This is a genomic window from Thioalkalivibrio sp. ALM2T (assembly GCF_000381505.1).
Taxonomy (GTDB): Bacteria; Pseudomonadota; Gammaproteobacteria; order Ectothiorhodospirales; family Ectothiorhodospiraceae; genus Thioalkalivibrio; species Thioalkalivibrio versutus.
The window spans coordinates 1-24,547 of the sequence record NZ_KB906572.1; the positions used below are offsets into that span (position 1 = coordinate 1).

At 66.8% G+C, this 24,547-nt stretch carries 21 protein-coding genes and 3 tRNA genes; 6 read left to right on the forward strand and 18 right to left on the reverse strand.

All coding sequences use genetic code 11. The features are described 5' to 3' along the window. The 4 genes from F816_RS0112975 to F816_RS0112990 form a co-directional block, all read right to left on the reverse strand. Window positions 1–758: elongation factor Tu (locus F816_RS0112975; protein WP_019595085.1), on the reverse strand; the 758-nt coding region annotated here is incomplete at its 3' end. A gap of 66 nt (window positions 759–824) precedes the next feature. Next, window positions 825–900: transfer RNA gene (locus tag F816_RS0112980), tRNA-Thr, on the reverse strand. Between the two features lie 44 nt (window positions 901–944). Further along, a tRNA-Gly gene (locus tag F816_RS0112985) sits at window positions 945–1,018 on the reverse strand. 57 nt (window positions 1,019–1,075) lie between these two features. Further along, window positions 1,076–1,160: transfer RNA gene (locus F816_RS0112990), tRNA-Tyr, on the reverse strand. 218 nt (window positions 1,161–1,378) lie between these two features. Here F816_RS0112990 and pilB point away from each other — a divergent pair. The 5 genes from pilB to zapD are packed head-to-tail and all read left to right on the forward strand — an operon-like array spanning window position 1,379 to window position 6,703. Then, the gene (pilB, locus tag F816_RS0112995; RefSeq protein WP_019595086.1) at window positions 1,379–3,097 is read left to right on the forward strand and encodes a type IV-A pilus assembly ATPase PilB; all 1,719 of its coding nucleotides are present in this window, start codon (window positions 1,379–1,381) and stop codon (window positions 3,095–3,097) included. 43 nt (window positions 3,098–3,140) lie between these two features. Further along, window positions 3,141–4,352: a type II secretion system F family protein gene (locus F816_RS0113000; protein WP_018144450.1), complete on the forward strand. Its 1,212-nt coding sequence runs from the start codon at window positions 3,141–3,143 to the stop codon at window positions 4,350–4,352. A 3-nt stretch (window positions 4,353–4,355) separates the two neighbouring features. Then, a complete protein-coding gene (locus F816_RS0113005) occupies window positions 4,356–5,219 on the forward strand; it encodes an A24 family peptidase (RefSeq protein ID WP_019595087.1) in 864 nt (287 codons plus the stop codon). A 9-nt stretch (window positions 5,220–5,228) separates the two neighbouring features. Then, window positions 5,229–5,873 (forward strand): dephospho-CoA kinase, encoded by a 645-nt coding sequence (gene coaE / locus F816_RS0113010; protein ID WP_019595088.1) that lies wholly within the window; start codon window positions 5,229–5,231, stop codon window positions 5,871–5,873. 59 nt (window positions 5,874–5,932) lie between these two features. Further along, window positions 5,933–6,703, forward strand: coding sequence for a cell division protein ZapD (zapD, locus tag F816_RS0113015; RefSeq protein WP_019595089.1), 771 nt, complete (start codon window positions 5,933–5,935; stop codon window positions 6,701–6,703). Between the two features lie 23 nt (window positions 6,704–6,726). Here zapD and F816_RS0113020 read toward each other — a convergent pair whose 3' ends face one another. The 4 genes from F816_RS0113020 to F816_RS0113035 form a co-directional block, all read right to left on the reverse strand. Further along, a complete protein-coding gene (locus F816_RS0113020; RefSeq protein WP_019595090.1) occupies window positions 6,727–7,701 on the reverse strand; it encodes a Nudix family hydrolase in 975 nt (324 codons plus the stop codon). Next, complete coding sequence (argJ, locus tag F816_RS0113025) at window positions 7,682–8,893, reverse strand: bifunctional glutamate N-acetyltransferase/amino-acid acetyltransferase ArgJ (protein ID WP_019595091.1); 1,212 nt, start codon at window positions 8,891–8,893, stop codon at window positions 7,682–7,684. The genes F816_RS0113020 and argJ overlap by 20 nt, the downstream gene beginning before the upstream one ends. A gap of 15 nt (window positions 8,894–8,908) precedes the next feature. Then, window positions 8,909–11,707: a preprotein translocase subunit SecA gene (gene secA / locus F816_RS0113030; protein WP_019595092.1), complete on the reverse strand. Its 2,799-nt coding sequence runs from the start codon at window positions 11,705–11,707 to the stop codon at window positions 8,909–8,911. Between the two features lie 119 nt (window positions 11,708–11,826). Continuing rightward, entirely contained in the window at window positions 11,827–12,717 is an 891-nt protein-coding gene (locus F816_RS0113035; RefSeq protein WP_019595093.1) for a M23 family metallopeptidase, read from the reverse strand. Window positions 12,718–12,762: 45 nt separating this feature from the next. Here F816_RS0113035 and F816_RS0113040 point away from each other — a divergent pair, with 45 nt between their 5' ends. After that, complete coding sequence (locus F816_RS0113040) at window positions 12,763–13,200, forward strand: DciA family protein (protein ID WP_019595094.1); 438 nt, start codon at window positions 12,763–12,765, stop codon at window positions 13,198–13,200. A gap of 31 nt (window positions 13,201–13,231) precedes the next feature. Here F816_RS0113040 and lpxC read toward each other — a convergent pair whose 3' ends face one another. The 10 genes from lpxC to murD all read right to left on the reverse strand — a co-directional run bounded on the left by lpxC (window position 13,232) and on the right by murD (window position 24,545). Further along, a complete protein-coding gene (lpxC, locus tag F816_RS0113045) occupies window positions 13,232–14,152 on the reverse strand; it encodes a UDP-3-O-acyl-N-acetylglucosamine deacetylase (protein WP_231362625.1) in 921 nt (306 codons plus the stop codon). 124 nt (window positions 14,153–14,276) lie between these two features. Then, window positions 14,277–15,434 (reverse strand): cell division protein FtsZ, encoded by a 1,158-nt coding sequence (gene ftsZ, locus F816_RS0113050; protein WP_019595095.1) that lies wholly within the window; start codon window positions 15,432–15,434, stop codon window positions 14,277–14,279. 100 nt (window positions 15,435–15,534) lie between these two features. Then, window positions 15,535–16,770: a cell division protein FtsA gene (gene ftsA, locus F816_RS0113055; protein WP_018168223.1), complete on the reverse strand. Its 1,236-nt coding sequence runs from the start codon at window positions 16,768–16,770 to the stop codon at window positions 15,535–15,537. Between the two features lie 23 nt (window positions 16,771–16,793). After that, window positions 16,794–17,516 carry a cell division protein FtsQ/DivIB gene (locus F816_RS0113060; RefSeq protein ID WP_019595096.1) on the reverse strand — a complete coding sequence of 241 codons (723 nt, stop codon included), beginning with the start codon at window positions 17,514–17,516 and terminating at the stop codon, window positions 16,794–16,796. 65 nt (window positions 17,517–17,581) lie between these two features. After that, a complete protein-coding gene (locus F816_RS0113065) occupies window positions 17,582–18,520 on the reverse strand; it encodes a D-alanine--D-alanine ligase (RefSeq protein ID WP_019595097.1) in 939 nt (312 codons plus the stop codon). Beyond that, window positions 18,517–19,479, reverse strand: coding sequence for a UDP-N-acetylmuramate dehydrogenase (gene murB / locus F816_RS0113070; protein WP_026333275.1), 963 nt, complete (start codon window positions 19,477–19,479; stop codon window positions 18,517–18,519). The genes F816_RS0113065 and murB overlap by 4 nt, the downstream gene beginning before the upstream one ends. Further along, complete coding sequence (gene murC / locus F816_RS0113075) at window positions 19,476–20,906, reverse strand: UDP-N-acetylmuramate--L-alanine ligase (RefSeq protein ID WP_019595099.1); 1,431 nt, start codon at window positions 20,904–20,906, stop codon at window positions 19,476–19,478. Before murC ends, murB begins: the two co-directional genes overlap by 4 nt. Further along, entirely contained in the window at window positions 20,903–21,997 is a 1,095-nt protein-coding gene (murG, locus tag F816_RS0113080) for an undecaprenyldiphospho-muramoylpentapeptide beta-N-acetylglucosaminyltransferase (protein ID WP_026333276.1), read from the reverse strand. The genes murC and murG overlap by 4 nt, the downstream gene beginning before the upstream one ends. Continuing rightward, a complete protein-coding gene (gene ftsW / locus F816_RS0113085; protein ID WP_019595101.1) occupies window positions 21,994–23,199 on the reverse strand; it encodes a putative lipid II flippase FtsW in 1,206 nt (401 codons plus the stop codon). The genes murG and ftsW overlap by 4 nt, the downstream gene beginning before the upstream one ends. Further along, window positions 23,196–24,545, reverse strand: coding sequence for a UDP-N-acetylmuramoyl-L-alanine--D-glutamate ligase (gene murD, locus F816_RS0113090; RefSeq protein ID WP_019595102.1), 1,350 nt, complete (start codon window positions 24,543–24,545; stop codon window positions 23,196–23,198). Before murD ends, ftsW begins: the two co-directional genes overlap by 4 nt. Window positions 24,546–24,547 lie beyond the last annotated feature (2 nt).

Below are 24,547 nucleotides of genomic sequence, written 5' to 3' on the forward strand. Positions count from 1 at the left end.
GTGTCGCGAATGCCGACGATCTCGATCTCTTCGCCCACCTTCACCACGCCGCGTTCGATACGGCCGGTCACCACGGTGCCGCGACCGGAGATCGAGAACACGTCTTCCACCGGCATCAGGTACGCGCCGTCCACGGCACGTTCCGGCTCCGGAATCCAGGTGTCCATCGCCTCAACCAGCTTGTAGATCGCCGGGGCGCCTACTTCGCTCTCGTCACCTTCCAGCGCCTTCAGCGCGGAACCGGTAATGACCGGGGTGTCGTCACCCGGGAAGTCGTACGAGGACAGCAGGTCGCGCACTTCCATCTCGACCAGCTCCAGCAGCTCCGGATCATCGACCATGTCGGCCTTGTTCAGGAACACCACGATGTACGGAACACCGACCTGACGCGCCAGCAGGATGTGCTCGCGGGTCTGCGGCATCGGGCCATCGGCCGCCGACACCACCAGGATCGCACCATCCATCTGCGCCGCACCCGTGATCATGTTCTTCACGTAGTCCGCGTGACCGGGGCAATCGACGTGCGCATAGTGACGAAGGTCGGATTCGTACTCGACGTGCGCGGTCGCAATCGTAATACCGCGGGCCTTCTCTTCCGGCGCGTTGTCGATCTGGTCAAATGCACGGGCTTCACTACCGTACTTCTTGCCCAGCACCGCCGTCATCGCCGCCGTCAGCGTCGTTTTCCCATGGTCCACATGACCAATCGTACCCACATTCACATGCGGCTTCTTACGCTCGAACTTTTCCTTGGACATCTCTCGCTTCCCCGGATCGTGACGCTAAAACTCAACAGCGACGCAGGTTGTACGCTGACATTAATATGGAGCTCATGACCGGATTCGAACCGGTGACCTCTTCCTTACCAAGGAAGTGCTCTACCGACTGAGCTACATGAGCCGAACTACCGCCAGGGCCTCGCCCGACATCGTGCGGGCCAAATCTGGAGCGGGTGATGGGGATCGAACCCACATCATCAGCTTGGAAGGCTGAGGTTCTACCATTGAACTACACCCGCAGAACCCTGGCTTGCCGCACCACCGTCCGCTTCTGGCCGCTGGCTTGAAAAACCCGATGGTGGAGGGAGGAGGATTCGAACCTCCGAAGGCTGAGCCAGCAGATTTACAGTCTGCCCCCGTTGACCGCTTGGGTATCCCTCCTCGATCAAGCCGCGTATTCTGAACCAGCGCGAAGCACAGCGTCAAGCACCCGCTGAATTACCCCTCGAGGGGGCGAACCACAGCCTTGTCATTTGCAGGGTTGATTCCTATGATCGGAGCTCAGCAAGGGGCTCTCGGCTGCCTGGCAGCGCGTTTCCCTTCCGCCGCGGACGCACGTACAGTGTGGCCCATCACTAGGTTTGTATACGCAGAGGCCCATGGCGAATACCACTACGGCACCGCGGCTACCCGGGCTGGCGAAGCGCCTGGTCGAGGCCGGCCTGATCGCGGAGGACATCGCCTCCCAGCTGGTCGAGGAAGCCCAGTCCCAGCAGACGCCGCTGATGACCCTGCTTGCCAGCAAGGGACAGGTGGCGGAAGCTCGCCTGGTCGAGGCTGCCGCCGAGGAGTTCGGACTCCCGGTATTCGACCTGGGGAGCTTCGATGCGGAACTGCTGCCCAAGGATCACCTCAACGAGAAGCTGATCCAGAAGCACCATGCCCTGCCACTGATGGCACGCGGCAATCGCCTCTACATTGGCGTGTCCGACCCGACCAACCTCGGCGCCACCGACGAGTTCAAGTTCGCCACCGGCATGCCCGTCGAGGCCGTCCTGGTCGAGCCACACAAGCTCGACCGCCTGATCGACACGGCCCTGAGTGCCACCTCGTCGCTGATGGACGACCTTGGCGACGACGGCCTCGACGGGCTGGCCATCGAATCCGGCGGGGAGGATGACAAGGAGTCCTCCGACACCGCCGAGGGCGCGGATGACGCCCCGGTGGTGCGTTTCGTCAACAAGGTCCTGATGGACGCCATCAATCGCAAGGCGTCGGATATCCACCTCGAGCCCTTCGAGAAGGACTTCCGCGTGCGCTTCCGCATTGACGGCGTGCTGCACGAGGTCGCCCACCCACCCAATTCCCTGGCGCCGCGCATCACTGCGCGCGTCAAGGTGATGTCGCGCATGGACATCGCCGAACGCCGCGTGCCGCAGGACGGGCGCATCAAGCTGAAGCTGTCGCGCACACGCGCGATCGATTTCCGTGTCTCGTCCCTGCCGACGCTTTACGGCGAGAAGATCGTGATGCGTATCCTCGATCCCAGCAGCGCGGCGATGGGCATCGATCAGCTGGGGTACGAGGAACATCAGAAAGAAGCCTACCTCAAGGCGCTCAGTCGCCCCTACGGCATGATCCTGGTCACCGGCCCCACCGGGTCGGGGAAGACCGTGTCGCTGTACACCGGGCTCGGCATCCTGAACACCGCCGACCGCAACATCTCCACTGCGGAAGACCCGTCGGAAATCAACATGCCCGGGGTCAACCAGGTCAACATCAACCCGAAGGTGGGTCTAACCTTTGCCAGCGCGCTGCGCGCGTTCCTGCGCCAGGACCCGGACGTGATCATGGTCGGGGAAATCCGCGACCTGGAAACCGCCGAGATCTCCATCAAGGCGGCCCAGACCGGTCACCTTGTGCTTTCCACGCTGCATACCAACGACGCCCCGCAGACGCTCACACGGCTGGCCAACATGGGCGTGCCACCGTACAACATCGCCTCCTCGATCCTGCTGATCATTGCCCAGCGGCTGGCGCGGCGGTTGTGCCCGAATTGCAAGGAACCGGAAAAGCTCCCGGAAGAGGCGCTGCGCAAGGAAGGCTTTAGCGACGCCGACATCCAGGCCGGGGTCACCTCCTACCGTGCGGTGGGCTGCGACCAGTGCACCAACGGCTACAAGGGCCGGCTGGGGATCTACCAGGTCATGCCCATCAGCGACGACATGCAGCGCGGCATCCTGGAGGGCTACAACTCCATGCAGCTCGCGGAACAAGCGGAAAAGGAAGGCATCGAGGACCTGCGACGCGCCGGCCTCGTGAAAGTAATGGCGGGGCTGACCAGCCTCGAGGAAGTCAATCGCGTGACCAAGGACTAGTGCCGCAACCGGCACGGGTCACCAGCTACAGGGGGACAGGGGGATGGCCGACTCCGGGACGATCTACACCTGGGAAGGACTGAACAAGAACGGCGCCCGGATCAAGGGCGAGACTCCGGCCGACAACGAGGCCACGGCCCGTGCCGAGCTGCGCAAGAACGGCATCAACGTCATCAAGATCCGCAAGAAGCCAAAGTCGCTTCTCTCCGGCGGAAAAAAGAAGGTCGTCCCTGCGGACATCGCCTACTTCCTGCGCCAGATGACCACGATGCTGGAGTCCGGCGTGCCCCTCGTGCAGGCCTTCGAGATCGTCGGCCGCGGGAACGAAAAGCCCGCGATGCGCGACCTGGTCCTGAAGCTGAAGGCAGACGTCGAGGGCGGCGAGACGTTTGCCCAGGCCCTGTCCAAGCACCCGAGACATTTCGACGACCTGGTCACCAATCTGGTCGAGGCCGGCGAGCAGGCGGGGACACTCGAGACCCTGCTGGACAAGGTCGCCACCTACAAGGAAAAGACCGAGGCCCTGAAGGGCAAGATCAAGAAGGCCCTGTTTTATCCGGCCGCGGTGGTCGTGGTCGCCATCGTGGTGACCGCGATCCTGCTGATCTACGTGGTCCCGCAGTTCGAGGCCCTGTTTACCGGCTTCGGTGCCGACCTCCCGGTATTCACCCGCATGGTGGTCGACCTCTCGGAGTTCACCCAGAGCTGGTGGTGGGCCATCCTCGGGGTCATGGTCGCCATCGGGTTCGTCTTCGTTCAGGCCCGGCGGCGGCTGCCACGCTTCGCCCGTTTCCTCGATATCATGGTCCTCAAGGCTCCGGCTTTCGGCCCGATCCTGCGCAAGGCCGCCATCGCCCGCTTTGCGCGAACGCTGTCGACCATGTTCTCCGCCGGGGTCCCGCTGGTGGATGCCCTGACCTCGGTCTCCGGCGCCACCGGCAACGCCGTCTACCGAGAAGCCACCCTGCGCATGCGCGACGAGACCGAGGCCGGCGGCCAATTGCAGTGGTCCATGCGCAATACCGCCGTGTTCCCCAACATGGTGGTGCAGATGGTCGCGATTGGCGAGGAATCCGGCTCGCTGGATTCGATGCTGTCGAAAGTCGCGGATTTCTACGAGGAAGAGGTCGACAACGCCGTGGACAGCCTGTCCAGCCTGCTGGAACCGCTGATCATGGTGGTCCTCGGCGTGCTGGTCGGCGGCCTGGTCATCGCCATGTACCTGCCCATCTTCCAGATGGGTCAGGTGATCTAGGGGATGCTGGCCGAGATCGGAGCCCAACTGGGCGGCTGGGCACTGCCGGTTGCCGGGGTGTTCGGGCTGCTGATCGGCAGCTTCCTGAACGTGGTGATCGCGCGCCTCCCGGTGATGCTGGAACGCGAGTGGGAGACCGAGGCCCGCGCGATCCTCGAGCACGCGCCGAACGACGAGCGCGAGCACTTCGACCTGATCCGCCCGCGCTCGCGCTGCCCGCAATGCCAGCGCCCGATCCGGGCGCTGGAAAACGTGCCCATTCTCAGCTTCCTGTTCCTGCGCGGTCGCTGCCCCGGATGTGGCACCCGCATCAGCTGGCAATATCCCGCAGTGGAGGCACTCACCGCGCTGCTCTTCGTGGTAACGGTCTGGCACCTGGGCCCCGGTAGCGCCGGGCTGCTGGCGCTGGTCTTCACGGCCGTACTGATCGCCGCCTCCGGGATCGATGCCCGTACGACGCTACTCCCCGATCAGCTCACCCTGCCGCTTTTGTGGCTCGGGCTGCTGGTCAACATCCCCGGTACCTTCACCGACCTGCAATCCGCCGTGATCGGTGCTGCGGCCGGTTACCTGACCTTGTGGCTGATCTTCCACGGCTTCCGCCTGCTGACCGGCAAGGAGGGCATGGGCTTCGGTGACTTCAAACTGCTGGCGGCCCTGGGCGCGTGGCTCGGCTGGCAGGCGCTGCCGGTCATCCTGCTTCTGGCCTCACTGGTCGGCGCGGTGGTCGGGATCGCCCTGATCCTGCTGCGCGGGCGCGATCGCAACATCCCGATCCCGTTCGGACCCTATCTCGCCGCCGCCGGATGGCTCGCGCTGATCTGGGGCGACGAGCTGCTGGCCCTCTACTTCCCGCAAGGGTTTTAGGCGAACGTCATGCTGCGAGTCGGACTCACCGGGGGGATCGGCTGCGGCAAGAGTCGCGTTGCAGGGCTCTTCGCCAGCCTCGGGGCACCGGTACTGGATGCCGACACCCTGAACCGCGAACTCCAGACACCGGGACACGATCTCTACGCGGCCATCGTGGACCGCTTTGGCCCCGGCATACTCGATGCCCGCGGCCACCTGGACCGCGGCGCCTTGCGCAGCCGGATCTTTGCCGACCCGGCCGAACGCCAGGCCCTGGAGGCACTGGTTCACCCGGCGGTGGAGGCCGCTATCGAACAACGCCTCGCCGCGCTACCAGAGACCACACCCTATGCCGTGATCGTGGTGCCCCTGCTGTTCGAGGCCGGCTGGGAGGCGCGTTTCGATCACGTCATCGTGGTCCATTGCGAGCCCGGCGAACAGATCGCACGTGTAACCCAGCGGGATGGCCGCAGCAGTGCCGAGGTAGAGGCCATCCTCGAGGTCCAGATGAACCCGGACGAGCGCCGCCGACGGGGGGACAGCGAGATCCTCAATACCGAACAGACGTCGGATGCCGAACTGGCGAACCAGGTAGCAGAACGCGACACTGCCCTGCGCGAGCTGGCCACCACCATCCGCTCGCGGGTGGAAAACCGCCCCCCGAATAGCTGATACTGCGGAAGTTCCTGGACCAGCATGCGCCTCCAGTCCTCCTGCCCAACGGGTCCGTCGTGAGCCAATCCCTGACCTTTGAACAACCGCTGCATGAACGTGTACGCCTCCTGCTGCGGCTGGAGGCCCTGAACGCACGCTTCGGGGATGCACTGGAGTCCGGGCGGGCCTTCGATCATCACGAGGCCCTGGTCTCGCTGGTGGACATCTATGCCCTGGTCACCCGGGTAGACATCAAGCGCGAACTGATGGGCGAGATCGAGCGCCAGACGGTCAACCTGACCCGATTGGCCAACCAGCCGGGTATCGATGCCGATCGCTTTCGCGAGACCATGGATGCACAGAAGCGGTTGCACGATGCCCTGGAGGAACAGGCCGGCGCGCTCGATCACCGCGTGCGGGGCAGCGAGTTTTTCTCCAGCGTGCGCCAGCGCATGGCCCTGCCCGGCGGGGCCTTCGACTTCGACCTGCCGATCTACCACTACTGGCTGGCCCAGCCGAATCAGGCGCGCACCGAGCTTCTGCTGGAATGGTTCCAACCGCTGAACACCGTGGCCGAGGCGACCGCCCAGGTACTGCGCTACATGCGCCACTCGGGCAACGCGGAGCCGGTGACGGCCGAGGACGGGTACTTCGAGCGCAATCTCGATACCGCCCACGCGTGGCAACTGATCCGGGTGACGGTAGACCCCACTCTGGGGGTCTACCCGGAAATCAGCGGCGGGCGCCAACGCTTCACTGTGCGTTTCTTCGCCCCCGGCGATTTCCGCGAACGCCCCGCACCGGCCCATGTCGACGTGCCGTTCCGGCTCTGCTGCTGCGCGATCTGAACCAGCGCCTGGGAGGCCCGGATTCAGCCCAGCAAGCCCCGAATGGCCGCAATACCCTGCGCCCCGGCCGCCCGCGCCCGGGGCAGGCTGACGGCAGACATCCCGCCGAGCGCATAGACCGGCAGCGCCGCACCCCGCACCCAGTCCGCGAAATGCCCCCAGCCCAGCGCCTCGGCACCGGGATGCGTCGCGGTCGCCTGCACCGGCCCCAGCACCACGAAGTCCAACCCCAGGGCCGCCGCCCGCTCGAGACCGGCGCGGTCGTGTACCGAGGCGGCCACCCAGCCACCGGACGCCGGACGCGCATCCAGCTCGCGCCAACGCCGCTCGGGCAGATGCAGCCCCACCCGCGCAAAATCCGCCAGCCAATCCGGTGGCGCATTCGCCAGGACCGGGATGCCCAGGGCATCGGCGGGCCCTGTGATCGCCGCGAGAAAGTCGCAATAGTCGACCCGGCCCAGGGCCGGCGCACGCACCTGAACCATGTCAGCCTGGCCCGCACGCAGAGCCTGGGTTACTCGGCCGGCGATGGCAGCGGCCTGCGTGGCGTCGTCCGGTGACGGTGTGATCAGATAACGCTCGGGCAGGCGCAAGACGTTGAGCATCGCGCGATTCGCCGCCGGGAAATCCGCGGGGTCCAGGTCCACCGGGGCACGCCACTCCATAGGCTGGGCCTCGCGGCCACGGGGCGCACCCGACCAGGCCGTGACGCGGAACACATGCAGACGAACCGCGCGCTCCCCATAGTCGTGCTCGATCGTCAGACACTGCACCGCCGAATCGACGCCGACGCCAAGCTCCTCGTCGAGTTCACGCTGCAGAGCCACCGCGGGGGATTCACCGCTCTCGACCTTGCCCCCGGGAAACTCCCACAGCCCGGCCAGGTGTTGCGCGTCCCTGCGACGCGTAACCAGCACGCGACCCTGGTTGTCGCGGATCAGTCCGATCGCGACCTCGACCGGAGGGGAAAGCGCCGGCTCAGGACCGGTATTCGGCATTGATGCGCACGTACTCGTGGGAGAAGTCGCAGGTGTACTTGCGCGTCCGTGCGTCACCCCGGCCGAGGTCGATCCGGATGTGGATCTCCTCGGCGTCGAAGGCACGCTGGCCGTCGGCCTCGGCGTATTCCGGGGCACGCCCGCCGTCACGGACAATCTGGACGTCATTCACACGGATCGCCACGCGCTCGATCTCCAGATCCGGCACTCCGGCGCGCCCCACGGCGGCGAGGATGCGGCCCCAATTGGGATCAGAGGCGAACAGCGCAGTCTTGACCAGCGGGGACAGCGCGACGGTCTCGGCGACCTGCGCCGCCTCCTCACGCGACCGCGCACCCACCACCTCGACGGTCACGAACTTGGTGGCACCCTCGCCATCCCGGACGATCGCCTGGGCCAGCTCCAGGCAGACCGCGTCCAGAGCCGCGGCAAAGGCGACCCGGTCGTCCGCTGTGACGAGCCCCGCCCCACTCGCGCCACTGGCCATCACCACCACGGCGTCGTTTGTGGAGGTATCCCCGTCCACGGTGATCGCGTTGAAGCTGTCGCGATTGGCCTCGCGCAGCAGACCGTCCAGCGCCTGCGCCTCGATGGCAAGGTCGGTCCCGATAAACGCCAGCATGGTCGCCATGTCGGGGTGGATCATCCCCGAACCCTTGGCGATACCGGTCAGTGTCACCTCGCCCTGCGACAGTGCGACCCGACGGCTGACACCCTTGAGCACGGTATCAGTGGTCATGATCGCGCGTCCCGCCTGCATCCAGGCATTGGGCGCCAGGCCTGCGTGCAGCACGGGCAGCGCCGCGATGATACGTTCCACCGGCAGCGGCTCGCCAATCACCCCGGTGGAAAATGGCAAGACTGCCTCCGCCGGGCCGCCCGTAACCGCGGCCAAGGCCCCGCAGCAGGCGCGCGCGGCGGCGAGCCCGGGCTCGCCGGTCCCGGCATTGGCATTACCGGCGTTGATCAGCAGCCAGCGTGCCCCGCCCGCCGCCTGGTGCTCCGCGGCAACCACGACCGGCGCGGCGCGAAAGGCATTGTTGGTATAAAGCGCCGCAACGGTCGCATCGGGGCCGGCATCGATCAACACGAGATCGTCGCGCCCGGGATAGCGAATCCCCGCCGCGACCGCGGCCACGCGAATCCCCGGTACCGGCTGCAGCGCCTCCGGGGCGGTCAGTCCTACGGCCATGGGCTCAGTGTCTCCCTACAGCTTGCCGTGGCAGTGCTTGAACTTCTTGCCCGAGCCACACCAGCAGGGCTCGTTGCGGCCCAGCTTGGGCTCGTCGCGTCGGTAGGGGGCCTCGCCGCTCGCAACCGGTTCGCGCGGCTCGGCGTCGCCTTCGGCCCCAGCCTTCAGGGGGCTGTCGGGGTTCTGGTGCTGGAACTGCAGATCATCCTCGGCGGGGGCCGCCTTCTTCGGCTGCAATGCCTCGACCTCCTCCGGTGAACGCAATTGCATGCGCAGCAGGAACTTCACCACGTCGTGCTTGATGCGTTCCAGCAGGGACTGGAACATCGCGAAGGCTTCCTTCTTGTACTCCTGCTTCGGGTTGCGCTGGGCGTAGCCACGCAGCCCAATACCCTGGCGCAGATAGTCCATCGCCGCCAGATGTTCCTTCCACTGGCTGTCGAGGACCTGCAGCATCACGTCGCGCTGCAGGCGGTTCATGGTCTCGTCACCCAGCTGCTCGCGCTTCCGGGTCAGCAGCGCGCGGGCATGCCCGATGATCCGCTCGCGCAGCGGCTCCTCGTGCAGGTCGTCCTCGTCGTCCAGCCACTGCTGGACCGGGAGGTCGAGCCCGAACTCGCCGTTCAGGGCCTGCTGCAGGCCCTGGATGTCCCATTCGTCCTCGATCGATCCCGGCGGCATGTACGGGTTGATCAGGGCGTTGACCACATCCTCCACCAAGGTGTCGATGGTTTCGCTGATGTCCTCGGTGGTCAACAATTCGGCACGCTGGTCGTAGATCACCCGGCGCTGATCATTGGCGACGTCGTCGTATTCCAGCAGCTGCTTGCGGATATCGAAGTTATGCGCCTCGACCTTGCGCTGCGCGTTCTCGATGGCGCGCGAGACCCAGGCGTTCTCGATCGCCTCGCCCTCCTTCATGCCCAGGCGTTGCATCAGGCTGCGCACACGCTCGGATGCAAACACCCGCATGAGGTTGTCTTCCAGCGACAGGAAGAAGCGGCTGGAGCCCGCGTCACCCTGGCGGCCGGAGCGCCCGCGCAACTGGTTGTCGATCCGTCGCGACTCATGGCGCTCGGAGCCAATGATGTGCAGACCACCAGCCTCGATCACCGCGTCATGACGGGCCTGCCAGTCGGCCCGGATTGCCTCCTGCTGGGCGCTTTCGTCCGGGTCGACTTCGGCCAGTTCGGCATCCAGCGCCCCCCCCAGCACGATATCGGTACCACGGCCGGCCATGTTGGTTGCCAGCGTCACCGCCTTCGGGCGACCCGCCTGGGCGATGATCGCGGCCTCGCGCTCGTGCTGCTTTGCGTTCAGCACCTCGAACGAGATCCCGGTCTTCTTCAGCGCTTCAGCCAGCCGCTCGGAACTCTCCACCGAGGCCGTCCCCACCAGGACCGGTTGACCGCGATCCACGCACCACTGGATTTCCTTGATGATGGCGGTGTACTTCTCCTCCTGGGTCAGGAAGACCAGGTCCTGCATATCGTCGCGCACCAGCGGCTTGTTGCCGGGGATCACGACCACTTCCAGGCCATAGATGGTCTGGAACTCGTAGGCCTCGGTATCGGCCGTACCGGTCATGCCTGCAAGCTTCTCGTACAGGCGGAAATAGTTCTGGAAGGTGATCGATGCCAGCGTCTGATTCTCGCGCTGGATCGGAACCCCTTCCTTGGCCTCGATCGCCTGGTGCAGCCCCTCCGACCAGCGCCGACCACCCATGATGCGGCCGGTAAACTCGTCGATGATCTGGACCTTGTTGTCGCGCACCAGGTAGTCGACGTCGCGGTGGAAGAGCGCGTGCGCACGCAGGGCCGCATTCAGGTGATGCAGTACCGCGATGCTCGCAGAGTCGTACAGGGTCTGGTACTCCTCCAGCAAGCCGGCCTGGCGCAGGAGTTCCTCGGCCTTCTCGTGACCCTCCTCGCTGAGGAAGACCTGCTTGGCCTTCTCGTCGACGAAGTAGTCACCCTCGCTCTCCTCGTCTTCCTGACGGGTCAGCTGGGCCGGGATGGTGTTCAGCCGCTCGTAGAGCTCGGAGCTGTCGCCGCTGGGGCCGGAGATGATCAGCGGGGTCCGCGCCTCGTCGATGAGGATGGAGTCGACCTCGTCGACCACCGCAAAGTTGAGTGCGCGCTGCACGCGCTGATCGGCCGAGAAGGCCATGTTGTCGCGCAGATAGTCGAAGCCGAACTCGTTGTTCGTGCCGTAGGTAATATCGGCGGCATAGGCCTCGCGCCGGGTCGCCGGACGCATCTGATCGAACCCGCCTTCTTCTGCGTGGTACTCCGGGTCAAAGAGATAGGAGGCGGAATCCACCCCCAGACCACCGGAGCTATTCACCACGCCGACCGTCAGACCCAATGCGTGGTAGAGCCGCCCCATCCAGGCCGCATCGCGGCGGGCCAGGTAGTCGTTCACCGTCACCACATGCACGCCGTCGCCGGTCAATGCATTGAGATAGGCAGGCAGGGTCGCGACCAGGGTCTTGCCCTCACCCGTGCGCATCTCGGCGATGCGACCGTCGTTGAGAACCATACCGCCGATCAACTGGACGTCGAAGTGGCGCAGCCCAAGGACCTGGGCACTCATCGCACGACAGACCGCGAAGGCCTCCGGCAGGAGCTTCTCCAGATTCTCGCCCTCGCCCAGGCGGCGCTGGAATTCCTGTGTCTTGTGACGCAGCTCGTCCTGCGACAACGCCTCGGTGGAGTCGGCCAGGGCATTGATGCGCTCGACCGCGCGGGTGTAGCGCTTGAGGATGCGATCGTTGCGACTACCGAAAATCTTCTGTACGAGCTGCTTGACCATGGGGATCCGAAAGGGTTGGCTGAAACCCGGCTAGGATAAACGATCCGTCAGGGAAACGCTGTGGCCAAGAGACGCGCAGCCGGTCATGCCCCAGCGGGGCCGGGAAGGACCGCGGACGGTCAGTCCCGATCCTGGAGAAAATGATAGGGATTCAGGGCCTGCCCGGCGTCGACCACTTCGTAGTGCAGGTGGGTATCGGTCGCGCGACCGGTGCGCCCCATCTTCGCGATCACCTCGCCAGCCTCCACGCGCTGCCCGGGCTCAACCAGGATTTCCGCGTTGTGGGCGTAGCGCGTATTCAAACCGCCGCCGTGCGCGATCTCGACGAGCTTGCCGTAGCTGCTCCGGCGGCCCGCGAATACGACCAGGCCGCCGCCCGCGGCGCGGATGTCCGAGCCGGGCCGCCCGGCGAAATCCATCCCCGAGTGGAAGCGGCGGTTCCCGGTGAACGGGTCTTCGCGATAACCAAACGCCGAGCTAATCCAGGCGTCATCCTCCACCGGACGAAACTGCGGGGACAGGGCTTCGCGAGCAGCCTCCTGGCGTAGCTCGGAACCTACCGTCTCCACGGCGGCGCTGCGACGACCCAGCAGGTGCTCCAGCGCCAGCAAGCGGTCATGGATCTCCAGCGGAGAACCCGGTCCGTCCAGCAGCGGGCCGCCCTGGCCGCCAACTTCCGGCTCCAGCGCGGCCACGTCCAGCCCCAGGGAGTCGCCAACCGAGCGGAGGCGCAGATCCACCCGCGTCAGCTGGCGTTCCAGCGCGACCACACGGTCCACCAGGTAGCTCAAACCTTCACGTGCTGCCTCGCGTTCGGCCGTCTCCACCACGATTGGATCCAGCGTGTTGGCGACCGGGATCCTGACCACCTCGCGCTGGCTTTGCCCCGCCAGGTAGGCGGTCACAACCGCCGCCATCACCAGCAGCGCGAGCAGGGTGCCCGCCAGCGCCACGCCCCACAACGGAAGACGTGCACAAAGACCATCCGGACGTAGTACGATCAGCTGCATGCGATTCCTCTCGTTCCTTCCGCCGCGGACTGCCGGAGTCCCTCGATGACGCCGCAGCGGATTACCCGCTTCATCGCCCGCGACTTTTCCGCGCACTCCAGCCGCGACCGCGGCGTGGAACGCGCCCTCGAGGGACTCGTCGGCAACCCCCTGCAGGCTGGCCGACTGGCGTTCACCCTGCGCGAGGACACCCTGGTCGCAATCTGCGCGAACCGCGGGCTGGCCACCGAACTGCGCTTCCAGCAGCGCGAACTGCTCAAGACCCTGCGTGCCGCGGGCTTCGAGGGCATCGAACAGATACGTATCCGACTGACCAACACCCCACGCCCCCCCCAGCCCACCACGCGACTGGAGCGCCGCGAGATCCCGGATGCGGCCCGCCGCATCCTGGCCGATACCGCCAGCAGCATCCAGGACCCCGGGCTGGCCGGCGCCCTCGAACGCCTCGCCCGGGCGGCCAGGCCGTCACCGAAGCCCGACTGACCTCACCCTGGAACACGGTTCCAGGGTGAGGTCAGCCCGCTGGAGTGGGCGCCAGCTGACCGAAGGAGATCGGCAGGCGTTCGCTCGGGTCCTCGAAGGTCACCTTCTCCCAGGCGGTCTCGTCGGCCAGGAGCTGACGGATCAGCTGGTTGTTCAGCGCATGCCCGGACTTGTGGCCGGTGAACGCGCCGATCAGGCTGTGACCGAGCAGGTACAGGTCCCCGACCACGTCGAGGATCTTGTGCTTGACCAACTCGTTGTCGTAGCGCAGCCCGTTTTCGTTGAGGATCTTGTAGTCATCGAGGACCACCGCGTTGTCCAGGCTGCCGCCCAGCGCCAGCTGGTTCGCCCGCAGGGCCTCGATGTCGCGCATGAACCCGAAGGTCCGGGCACGCGAGACCTCCTTCACGAAGGAGGTGGACGAGAAGTCCAGCTCTGCGCGCTGGCTTCCGTCGGTAAACATCGGGTGTTCGAAATCGATACAGAAACCGACCTTGAACCCCTCGTAAGGATCAAAGCGCACCCACTTGTCGTCCTCGCGGACTTCCACGCTGCGCTTGACCCGAATGAATTCCTTGGGCGCATCCTGCTCCTTCAGCCCGGCGGACTGCAGCAGAAACACGAAGGGACCGGCACTGCCGTCCATGATGGGCACCTCGGCGGCGCTCACATCGACATGCAGGTTGTCGATTCCCAATCCGGCAATGGCCGAGAGCAAATGCTCCACGGTCGAAACCCGGACGTCTCCATTGACCAGCGTGGTGGACAGTCGCGTGTCGCCGACATTGTCGGCACAGGCGCGAATCTCCACGGACGGATCAAGATCGCAGCGATGGAACACAATCCCGGTATTCACCGGAGCCGGACGCAGGGTCAGCACCACCTTTTCTCCGGTATGCAGTCCCACTCCGGTCGCCCGAATGCTGTTCTTGAGCGTTCTTTGCCTGATCAACGAATTGAGCCTCTCTCTTCCAGGAGAGCGCATAAGGGGAGCCCGGGCCCTCCCGGGCTCCCTATGCACACAACGATTACCGCATTATTGCAGGATTCCGCTCGCCCTGCATGTACGGCCGCTCTCAGTCGGCTTGTTTACGCAGGAAGGCCGGAATATCCAGCACATCAATGCCTTGCTGCTGATTGTAGTCGACCGCCAGGTTGTCACCGCCGCGTCGCTTGACGGTCGGCTGGTCGAGGTCGACTTCGACATCGGAGCCGACGGCCCTCTTCGGCTGGGCATCGACCACTCGTACCTGCGGCCGTTCGGACTGCGTCGCGGGCGCGCCAAGCCCCGTAGCCACCAGGGTCACCCGCAGCTCGTCGGTCATCTCGGGGTCGATGACCGTCCCGACAACGACATTGGCATCCTCCGAGGCCAGGGCCTTCACCGCCTCGCCGACCTCCTCGAACTCGCCGATCCCGACATCCATGCCACCGGTCACGTTCACCAGGATGCCACGGGCACCGGAGATGTCGATGTCCTCCAGCAACGGGCTGGCGATCGCCGCCTCGGCGGCCTCGCGCGCACGATCCTCGCCGGTGCCGGTGCCGGTGCCCATCATCGCCATGCCCATCTCGCGCATCACGTTGCGCACGTCGGCAAAGTCGACGTTGATCAGACCCGGACGGGTGATCAGCTCGGCGATGCCCTGCACCGCGCCGAACAGCACGTCGTTGGCAGCCTTGAAGGCATCCAGCAGCGTGGTGTTCTTGCCCAGCACCGTCAGCAGCTTCTCGTTGGGGATGGTAATCAGGGAATCGACCTGTTCGGTCAGCGCCTTGATCCCGGACATCGCAACCTGCATGCGGCGCTTGCCCTCGAACGGGAACGGCTTGGTGACCACCGCGACCGTCAGGATGTTCATCTCCTTGGCGATCTGCGCGACCACCGGCGCGGCGCCGGTACCCGTACCACCGCCCATGCCGGCGGTAATGAAGACCATGTCGGCCCCCTGCAACAGATCCTGGATGCGCTCACGGTCCTCCAGTGCAGCCTCGCGACCGACCGACGGATCCGCCCCGGCCCCCAGGCCCTTGGTGATGTCGCCGCCCAGTTGCAGCAGCGTCTTGGCGTCCAGGCTCTTCAGGGCCTGGGCATCGGTGTTGGCACAGATGAAATCGACGCCTTCCAGCTGCGAGTTGACCATGTGCTGCACGGCGTTGCCGCCGCCACCACCAACGCCGACGACCTTGATCGTCGCGTTCTGGCTATAGGTGTCCATCAGTTCGAACGTCATGATTGCGTCCTCTCGTTGCGTGTGTAGTACATAAACTTCTGTTTACCTGCGTCATGGCCGGAGAGCGGTCCGGCCTCCTAAACTTCCGGGGCCCCGATCATCAGAACTGTCCGGAAAACCAGCGCTTCATGCGCGCCCATACGCCCTGGAACCCGCTGCTCACGGGCCGGGCCTCCTGCTCCGCACGCGACTCGCGGGCGTAGAGCAACAGCCCCACCCCCGTCGCGTGGATCGGATTCTTAACAACATCCAGGAGCCCGGTGACGCGTTGCGGCACCCCCAGGCGTACGGGCATGTGAAAGACCTCTTCGGCGAGGTCCACCACACCTTCCATTCGAGACGAACCGCCAGTGAGCACCACCCCGGCGGCAATCATTTCTTCGGTGCCGCTGCGGCGCAGTTCCGCCTGCACCAGCTGCAACAATTCTTCGTAGCGCGGCTCGACCACGGAGGCGAGCGTCTGGCGCGACAGTCGGCGCGCGGCGCGATCGCCCACACCGGGCACCTCGATGCTCTCGCTCGGATCGGCCAGCGAGCGCAGAGCGCAGGCGTACTTGATCTTGAGTTCTTCGGCGTACTGGGTCGGGGTGCGTAGCGCGACCGCGATATCGTTGGTGACCTGATCGCCGGCGATCGGGATCACCGCGGTGTGCATGATCGCGCCGTGGGCGAACACCGCGATGTCCGTGGTGCCACCGCCGACATCCACCAGACACACGCCGAGGTCCTTCTCGTCCTCGCTGAGGACCGAGTAGCTCGAGGCGAGCTGCTCGAGGATGATGTCGTCCACCCGCAGTCCGCAGCGCTCCACGCACTTGACGATGTTCTGCGCAGCCGAGACTGCGCCGGTGACCAGGTGCACCTTGGCCTCAAGGCGCACCCCGGACATGCCGATCGGCTCGCGGATGCCCTCCTGCTCGTCGATGATGTATTCCTGCGGCAGGACGTGGAGGATGCGCTGATCGGCCGGGATGGCGATGGCGCGCGCGGCATCGATCACCCGGTCCACGTCGCCGGCGACCACCTCGCCGTCCTTGATCGCGACCACCCCGGTGGAGTTGTAGCTCTTGATGTGCGAGCCGGCGATCCCGGTATACACCGAGTGGATCTCGCAGCCGGCCATTAGCTCGGCCTCCTCCACCGCGCGCTGGATCGACTGGACGGTGGACTCGATGTTCACGACCACGCCCTTCTTCAACCCGCGCGAGGGCGAGGAGCCGATGCCGATGATTTCGATCTCGCCTTCCTCGGTCAGCTCCCCGACCACCGCCTCGATCTTCGAGGTGCCGACGTCCAGGCCGACGATCAGACCGGGTTCCGACTTCTTTGCCATCATCTTTCTGCGTCCTGTCGTTCGTGTCATCGGGCGTTCCCCGCACCGTCATCCGCCGCATCCGCCCAGGCCACAGCCAGCCCGTGGGGGTAACGCAGGTCGATCCGTTCCACCGGGGCCTCGCGATAGTCGCGAATCGCCGGGGCCGCGCGGACCAGTTGCCCCAGTCGTGCCAGATCGGCATCGCGCCCCATCAGCACGCGTACACCGTCCGCCAGGTGGATGGTCCAGTCGTGGCGTTCGCCCTCTTCGAGACCGGCGACCTCCAGCCCGGCATCGGCCAGACGTGCGGAGACCTCCAGGTAGCGATGCATCAGCACCACCTGGCGCCCGTCGGTCCCGGCGAGTGCCGGCAGGCCTTCCCAGTCATCCAGCGCCACCGGGCCAAACAGGCGCCCGTGGCGATCGACCAGATGGTCCTCGCCCCACTGCGCGACCGGCACCGGCTCGTGAATCTCCACCACCAGGGTGTCCGGCCACTGACGCCGCAGGCGCACCGCGTCCACCCACGGCTTGCCCTCAAGCGCAACGCGCAGGCGCTCGAGCTCGACACCGATAAAGCCCGGCGCATGGGTCCGGACCATCTCGTGCACCGCCGCGACATCCGCATGCTGCGGGTTGCCGGTCACCTCGACATGCTCGATCGGCAACCAGGCATCCGGATCGAACTGCAACCAGGCCAGCGCGCCCAGCACCAGCACCGCGGCCAGTCCCATGCCCGACATCAGGCGCAGCCCTGGGCCGGCCATCCGGCGCAGCGGCGACGGTCCCCGCGCCTGCGGGCGGCGCACGGGTCGCATTGTGCGGCGTGCGTTCAACGCAGTCCTCCACACTCGAAACTGGAATCGAGGATGCGCAGGCACAGCTCGTCGAAGTCGATGCCCGCCTGCGCGGCGGCCTTGGGCACCAGCGAGTGGTCGGTCATGCCCGGGATCGTGTTCACCTCGATCAGGAAATTCTCGCCATGTTCATCCTGCAGGATGTCCACGCGTCCCCAGCCGCAACCCTCCAGCGTCGCGAAGGCGGCGATGGCCATGGACTGCAACTCCAGCAACGCGCTGGAATCCAGCGGCGGCGGGCAGATGTAGCCGGTATCGTCGGCCTCGTACTTGGCGTGGTAATCGTAGAAACCGCCCGGGGTGCGAATCTCCACCACCGGCAACGGCTCGTTGCCGAGGATCGCGACGGTGTACTCGCGTCCGCTGATCCACTGCTCCGCGAACACCTGCCCCGGCTGCAGCCGCGCGGCCTCGAAGGCGGCCGGCAGATCGGCCACCCGGTCCACTTGGGTGATCCCCAGGCTGGAGCCGCCGCGCGCGGGCTTCACGATCAATGGCAGGCCCAGTGCATCGGCCACCGCGTCGGGGTCGAACCCCGGCGTGAGCAGACGATAGGGGGCGCTCGGCAAATTGCTACCCGCCCACAGCCGCTTGCAGGCCAGCTTGTCCATGCCCAGCGCGGAACCGAGCACGCCGGTCCCGGTGTAGGGCATGCCCGCCATGTCCAGACAGCCCTGCAGGGTCCCGTCCTCGCCGCATTCCCCGTGGAGCACGATGAAGACCCGGTCGAAGTTCTCCAGGGCCAGGCAGCGAGCCGTCTCGCGGGTCAGGTCCAGGGGATGCGCATCGACGCCCTTGCGCTGCAACGCCGCCAGCACCGCCTGTCCACTGTGCAGCGATACCTCGCGCTCGCCGGACCAGCCACCCATCAGGACCGCGACACGGCCATAATCTTGTGCACTTCGCTTGCTCATGCCGTTCCCTCGCTTGCCTCGTGCGTAGCCTCTGGCCGACCCAGGACCCGGACCTCGGGCTCCAGGTGCACCCCGAACTGCCGCTGCACCTCGTCCTGGGCATGACGCAGCAACCATTCGATATCGGCGGCGCGCGCGCTGCCGTCGTGGGTGATGAAATTTGCGTGCTTGGGGGAGATCTCCGCCGCCCCGTGGCGCAGCCCCTTCAGACCGGCGGCCTCGACCAGGCGCGCGGCGTGATCGCCCTCCGGGTTGCGGAACACCGACCCGCAGGACGGCAACCCCAGCGGCTGCTTCGCGGATCGTTCGCGCAGCAATTCGCGGATGCGCCGGGTCCCGACGTCAGGGTCACCCGCGGCCAGCTGCAACACGCAGCCGGTGAACCACTCCGCCTCGGGGCCGTGAACACTGCGGTAGCCGATCGTGTAGTCCGCGGGAGTGCGGGTATGCAGTTCGCCGCGCGCATCCACCGTGGAGACCACCTCCACCAGCGGCCAGATCTCGCCACCCCAGGCGCCGGCGTTCATCCGCAGTGCGCCGCCCACGGTCCCGGGGATGCCGGCCAGGAACTCGGCCCCGACCAGCCCCTCGCGGGCCCCGAAACGCGCGGCCTGAGCGCAGGCCAGACCGGCCCCAAGCAGCAGGCGATCGCCGTCCAGGCGCCGGCGTTCGTTCAGCACTCCGGAAAGATGCACGACCAGGCCGTCCAGCCCGCCGTCACGAATCAGGACGTTGCTGCCCAGGCCGAGGAAGGTCACCGGCATCTGCGGCGCGTGCGTCGCGTGGTCGCGCAGGGCAGCGACCAGGTCGTCAAGGTCCGCCGGCTGGAACAGCCAGTCGGCCGGGCCGCCTACGCGCCAGGAGGTCAGCCCGGCCAGCGGAACCTGCGCCTGCAACCGGCCACGCGTTGCCTGCGCGAACGGGGTCATCGGCGAGTCCACAGCGCGGGCAGCCATCATGACTCCCCCTCGCCGGCGGTTCCCAGCTGCTGCGGGAGCAGCCCGGCCAGACGGCCAATATCGCCGGCACCCTGGGCGAGCACGACATCGTCCGGCCGCAGCATCCCGGCGAGCACACCGATCACATCCTCTGCGCGCTCGACAAACACCGGCTCCACCCGCCCGCGCAGACGAATGGCGCGCGCCAGGCTGCGGCCATCGGCGCTGGGGATCGGGTCCTCCCCGGCGGCATACACCTCGAGCAGGATCAGGACATCGGTCTCGGACAGGGCCTCGGCGAAGTCCTCGAACAGATCACGCGTGCGGGTATAACGATGCGGCTGGAAGATGGTGATCCGGCGGCGGCCCGGCCAGGCATCGCGCGCGGCCGCCTGAGTGGCAGCAATCTCGCGCGGGTGATGGCCATAGTCGTCGACCAAGGTCAGGGCCCCCTGTGCGGTCCGCAGCGCCTGCACCTGGAAGCGCCGGCCAATACCCTGGAAGCGCGCCAGCGCGGCCTGGATCGCCTCGGGGGCGACCTCCAGCTCGTGCGCGACTGCCGCCGCCGCCAGGGCATTGAGCACGTTGTGGCGCCCGGGCAGGTTCAGCGTCACCGGGAACGCAGCCTGACCGGGCAACGCGAGGTCGAAGTACATGCGCACGCCTTCCTGGCGCACATTCAGGGCGCGCACGTCGGCTTCCTGCTCGATGCCGTAGGTCAGGCGCGGGCGCTCCAGTTCCGGGTACAGATCGCGCACCTGCGGGTCGTCGGCGCACAGCACGGCAATGCCGTAGAACGGCAGGTGGTGCAGGAATTCTAGGAAGGTCGCCCGCAGCTGGCCGAAGTCGTTGCCATAGGTCCCCAGGTGATCGGCATCGATATTGGTCACGATGCTGATCATCGGCTGCAGATGCAGGAAGGACGCGTCACTCTCGTCGGCCTCGGCCACCAGATAGTCCCCGGCGCCCAGGTTCGAGTGGCTCGCCGTGCTGTTCAGGCGTCCGCCAATCACAAACGTCGGGTCCATCCCGGCCTCCGCCAGCACACTGGCGACCAGGCTGGTGGTCGTGGTCTTGCCATGGGTCCCGGCGACCGCGATGCCATAGCGAAAGCGCATCAGCTCGGCGAGCATCTCGGCGCGGCGCACGATCGGGATGCCGCGCCGACGCGCTTCCTGGACCTCGGGGTTGTCCGGATTGATCGCACTGGAAACCACCAGCACGTCGGCATCGGCCACGTTCGATTCGGTATGGGCCGCCACCACCGGGATGCCCATACCCTTCAGGCGTTCGACCATCGCCGACTGCCCGAGATCGGATCCCGAGACCTGATATCCCAGTTGATGCAGGACCTCGGCGATCCCGCTCATGCCGGATCCCCCGATCCCCACACAATGGATCCGGCGGATACGACGCATCGCATGGCGTGGCAGGCGCGGGGCATTCATGTCGATCCCTCCCGGCGGGCGCCCGCCATTTCCATGCAGGCATCGGCCAGGCGCCGTGCGGTGTCGGGGCGGGCCTGTGCGCGGGCCAGCAGGGCACGCGAACGCAGGGCCTCGCGGTCCAGCGGCGCGACCAGCTCGTAGACCCGTTGAGCGTCCAGCTCGGCATCCGCGACCCGCCAGGCGGCACCGGATTGCACCAGGGCCTCGGCATTCGCGGTCTGATGATCGTCCACCGCATGTGGATAGGGCACGAAGATCGCCGGCACGCCGGCCGCGGCCACCTCGGCCACGGTGAGCGCGCCGGCGCGGCAGATCACCAGGTCCGCCCAGGCATAGGCCGCGGCCATGTCTTCGATAAAGGCGCGGATCTCCGCCTCCAGACCTGCCTCCGCATAGGCGGCCTGGGCCTCGTCGAGGGTGCGCTCGCCCGCCTGGTGACGAATGTTCAGCGGCTGCTCCACGGCCACGCGCGCCAGCCCGGCGGGCAGCGTGCGGTTGAGCGAACGGGCGCCCAGGCTGCCGCCCAGGACGAGGAGGTTCAGGGCGCCCTTGCGCTCGTCGAAACGCGCCTCCGGCGCCGGGAGTTCCGCAATCGCGGCGCGCACCGGGTTGCCCACCACCGTGACCGCCACCCGCTCGGGGAAGCTGTGCTCGAAGCCGGCATAGACCCGATCCGCCACCTTCGCCAGCCAGCGATTGGTCAGACCGGCCACGGCGTTCTGTTCGTGGATTGCCAGCGGCCGGCCCATGGCGGCCGCCATTAGTCCCCCAGGGCCGGCGGCAAACCCGCCAAAGCCAATCACGGCATCCGGGCGCAGACGCGTCATCAGACCCAGGGCGGCCCACAGCGAAATGCCGAGCCGCCAGGGTGCGAGCGCCAGCCCGACCAGGCCCTTGCCGCGAATGCCGGCGATTGGAAGCGTATGCAGCTCGATGCCGGCCGCCGGCACCAGCCGCGATTCCACGCCGCGGGCCGTGCCCAGCCAGCGCACCTCGGCACCGCGTTCCCGCAGTAGGGTGGCCACTGCCAGCCCCGGGAACACATGGCCCCCGGTGCCGCCGGCCATAATCAGGATGCGCGGGGCCCTCATGCGGCACCCCCACGCCGGCGGCGCGCCGGAGGTGAGGCGCGCGGAGCCGGCACCTGGGCCTCGCGGTACACGCGCATCACCAGGCCGATAGCCGCCAGCGAGACGATCAGCGAACTGCCGCCGTAACTGAGAAACGGCAGGGTCAGGCCCTTGGTCGGAAGTAGCCCCATGTTCACCGCGAGGTTCAGGAACGCCTGCAGGCCCATCCAGATGGCCACGCCAAAGGCCAGATGCGAGCCGAAGGCATGCCCTGCGCGCTCGGCGTACAAACCGATCTGGATGCAGCGCCAGACCAGGACCGCGAACAGCGCGATGAGGGCCACCACACCGACGAAGCCGAACTCCTCGGCAAACACCGCGAACAGGAAGTCGTTGTGCGCCTCGGGCAGGTAAAAGAGCTTCTGCACACTATTGCCGAGCCCGGCCCCAAACCAGCCGCCGGAGCCGATCGCGATCAGCGACTGGGTTAGCTGGAAACCGGTGGCAAACGGATCCTGCCAGGGATCGAGGAACGCCGTCAGGCGCGCCACGCGGTAAGGCGCCGCGACCGCGACGACCGCCATCCCCGCCGCGATGGTGCCCGCCAGCGCGGCGAACTGCCAAAGCTTCGCACCGGCCAGGAACAACATTCCCATGCCAATCGCCAGCATGATCGCGGCGCCGCCGAAATCCGGCTGCAGCAACAGCAGGATGGTCCCCACCCCAAGCACGATCAGCGGGCGGATAAAACCGAGGAAGTGCAGGCGGAGCGTCGAATAGTGACGCACGATGTAGCCGGCGAGGTACATCACCACCAGCAGCTTCACCATCTCGGCGACCTGCAGGTTGAACATCCCCAGCGGGATCCAGCGGGTCGCACCGTTGACCGTGCGCCCGACACCCGGGATCAGCACTGCGATCAGCAACGCCATCACCAGGATCAGCAGCCACGGCCCGGCGCGTTCCCAGCGCGCCAGCGGGACCACCCAGAGGAAGGTCGCCACCGCAAGCCCGATCGCGGCGAAAATGACCTGGCGCTGGAAGAAGTGCCAGGTGTTGCCGAAATAGCGTTCGCCCAGCCCCATGGAGGCCGACGCGACCATCACCAGGCCGATCCCCAGCAGGATCGCCGCGACGGCCAGCAGGGGCAGATCGACGTGATCGCGCAGGCCAGCGACGAGGCCGCGATCCGGGAGTCCGAGGCGGGTGCTGGAGATACTCATGCCGCGAGCTCCCGTACCGCGTGCGCGAAGTCGTCGCCGCGCGCCTGGTAGTTCGGGTACATGTCCAGGCTGGCGCAACCGGGCGACAGCAGGACGGTATCCCCCGGTTCCGCCCAGGCAGCGGCCTGCGCAACCGCGGCGGCCATATCGTCCACGCGCTGAACCGGGACCACGGAGGCCAGGGCCCGGGCGATCGCCGGCGCGTCCTCGCCGAGCAGCACGACACCGCGGACCTTGCCCGGGACGTAATCGGCCAGCGGCGTAAAGTCCTGCCCCTTGCCCTGCCCGCCCGCGATCAGCACCAGCGGGCCGGGCGTACCGCGCAGGGCCGCCAGGGTCGCGCCGACATTCGTGCCCTTGGAGTCATTGATGTAGGCGACACCGCCCACTTCGGCAATCCACTGGGAGCGATGCGGCAGGCCGGCGAACTCGGCCAGGGCCGCCATGGCGCGTGCGCGCGGCTCGCCCGCCTCCAGCCACGGCCAGACCAGGGCAAGCGCGGCCAGGGCATTGGCCCAGTTGTGCTGCCCACGCAGACGCAGACGGCCGGTCGCGAGAAGGACCTGGTCTCCGCGCACCAGGTCCGGAGCATCTGCGCTGGACGGGCGCACTCCGAAATCGTCCGCGCCGGCCGGCGCATCGAGACCGAACGAGATCACCTTCAGACCCGGCGGCAGGGTGATCTCGCGCAGCCTGGCGTCCTCGCGGTTCAACACACCACACTCGGCGCGATCCAGGATGCGGGCCTTCGCACGCACATACGCATCCAGATCGGCGTAGCGATCCAGGTGATCAGGCGAGATATTCAGGATAGCGGCGGCCGCTGGCGCCAACAGGTCGCTGCGCTCCAGCTGGAAGCTGGACAGCTCCAGCACGTAGAGGTCCGGGGCCTGCTCCAGAAGGTCCAGCGCCGGGGTGCCGTAGTTACCACCCACCGCCACCCGCAGGCCGGCGGCGCGCAGCAACTCGCCGACCAGCGCGGTCACCGTGCTCTTGCCGTTGGAGCCGGTAATCGCGATGACTGGGGCGCCCGCCTGCTCGGCGAACAGGTCGATGTCTCCGGTCAGGCGAGCACCGACGGCACGCGCCCGTTGCAGGACCGGGTGCTCCAGTGCGACCCCGGGCGAGACGATGATGCGGGCAAAGCCCGAGGCGTCCAGTCGATCCAGCGGCCCGACCCAGGCATCGGCCAGCCAGGCCTTGGCACCCTCGGTCTCCAGCGCGGCCGGCGCCTCGCGGGTATCGGTGATCGCGAACGGCTGACCCTGCGCACGCAGGAAGCGGGCAACCGACACGCCGGTCGCCCCCAGGCCCACAATCAGGTTGTTGTCGCCGGTTCGCGTCATGG

Excerpts from the sequence above, each read along its gene's own strand:
- F816_RS0113020 (WP_019595090.1), bottom strand. The coding sequence starts at position 7,701 with ATGCCGAATACCGGTCCTGAGCCGGCGCTTTCCCCTCCGGTCGAGGTC.
- murB (WP_026333275.1), bottom strand. The coding sequence starts at position 19,479 with ATGATGGCTGCCCGCGCTGTGGACTCGCCGATGACCCCGTTCGCGCAG.
- secA (WP_019595092.1), bottom strand. The coding sequence starts at position 11,707 with ATGGTCAAGCAGCTCGTACAGAAGATTTTCGGTAGTCGCAACGATCGC.
- ftsA (WP_018168223.1), bottom strand. The coding sequence starts at position 16,770 with ATGATGGCAAAGAAGTCGGAACCCGGTCTGATCGTCGGCCTGGACGTC.
- murD (WP_019595102.1), bottom strand. The coding sequence starts at position 24,545 with ATGACGCGAACCGGCGACAACAACCTGATTGTGGGCCTGGGGGCGACC.
- pilB (WP_019595086.1), top strand. The coding sequence starts at position 1,379 with ATGGCGAATACCACTACGGCACCGCGGCTACCCGGGCTGGCGAAGCGC.
- ftsZ (WP_019595095.1), bottom strand. The coding sequence starts at position 15,434 with ATGACGTTCGAACTGATGGACACCTATAGCCAGAACGCGACGATCAAG.
- F816_RS0113060 (WP_019595096.1), bottom strand. The coding sequence starts at position 17,516 with ATGGCCGGCCCAGGGCTGCGCCTGATGTCGGGCATGGGACTGGCCGCG.
- F816_RS0113000 (WP_018144450.1), top strand. The coding sequence starts at position 3,141 with ATGGCCGACTCCGGGACGATCTACACCTGGGAAGGACTGAACAAGAAC.
- F816_RS0113040 (WP_019595094.1), top strand. The coding sequence starts at position 12,763 with ATGACGCCGCAGCGGATTACCCGCTTCATCGCCCGCGACTTTTCCGCG.
- murG (WP_026333276.1), bottom strand. The coding sequence starts at position 21,997 with ATGAGGGCCCCGCGCATCCTGATTATGGCCGGCGGCACCGGGGGCCAT.
- argJ (WP_019595091.1), bottom strand. The coding sequence starts at position 8,893 with ATGGCCGTAGGACTGACCGCCCCGGAGGCGCTGCAGCCGGTACCGGGG.
- ftsW (WP_019595101.1), bottom strand. The coding sequence starts at position 23,199 with ATGAGTATCTCCAGCACCCGCCTCGGACTCCCGGATCGCGGCCTCGTC.
- F816_RS0113065 (WP_019595097.1), bottom strand. The coding sequence starts at position 18,520 with ATGAGCAAGCGAAGTGCACAAGATTATGGCCGTGTCGCGGTCCTGATG.
- F816_RS0113035 (WP_019595093.1), bottom strand. The coding sequence starts at position 12,717 with ATGCAGCTGATCGTACTACGTCCGGATGGTCTTTGTGCACGTCTTCCG.
- coaE (WP_019595088.1), top strand. The coding sequence starts at position 5,229 with ATGCTGCGAGTCGGACTCACCGGGGGGATCGGCTGCGGCAAGAGTCGC.
- F816_RS0113005 (WP_019595087.1), top strand. The coding sequence starts at position 4,356 with ATGCTGGCCGAGATCGGAGCCCAACTGGGCGGCTGGGCACTGCCGGTT.
- murC (WP_019595099.1), bottom strand. The coding sequence starts at position 20,906 with ATGAATGCCCCGCGCCTGCCACGCCATGCGATGCGTCGTATCCGCCGG.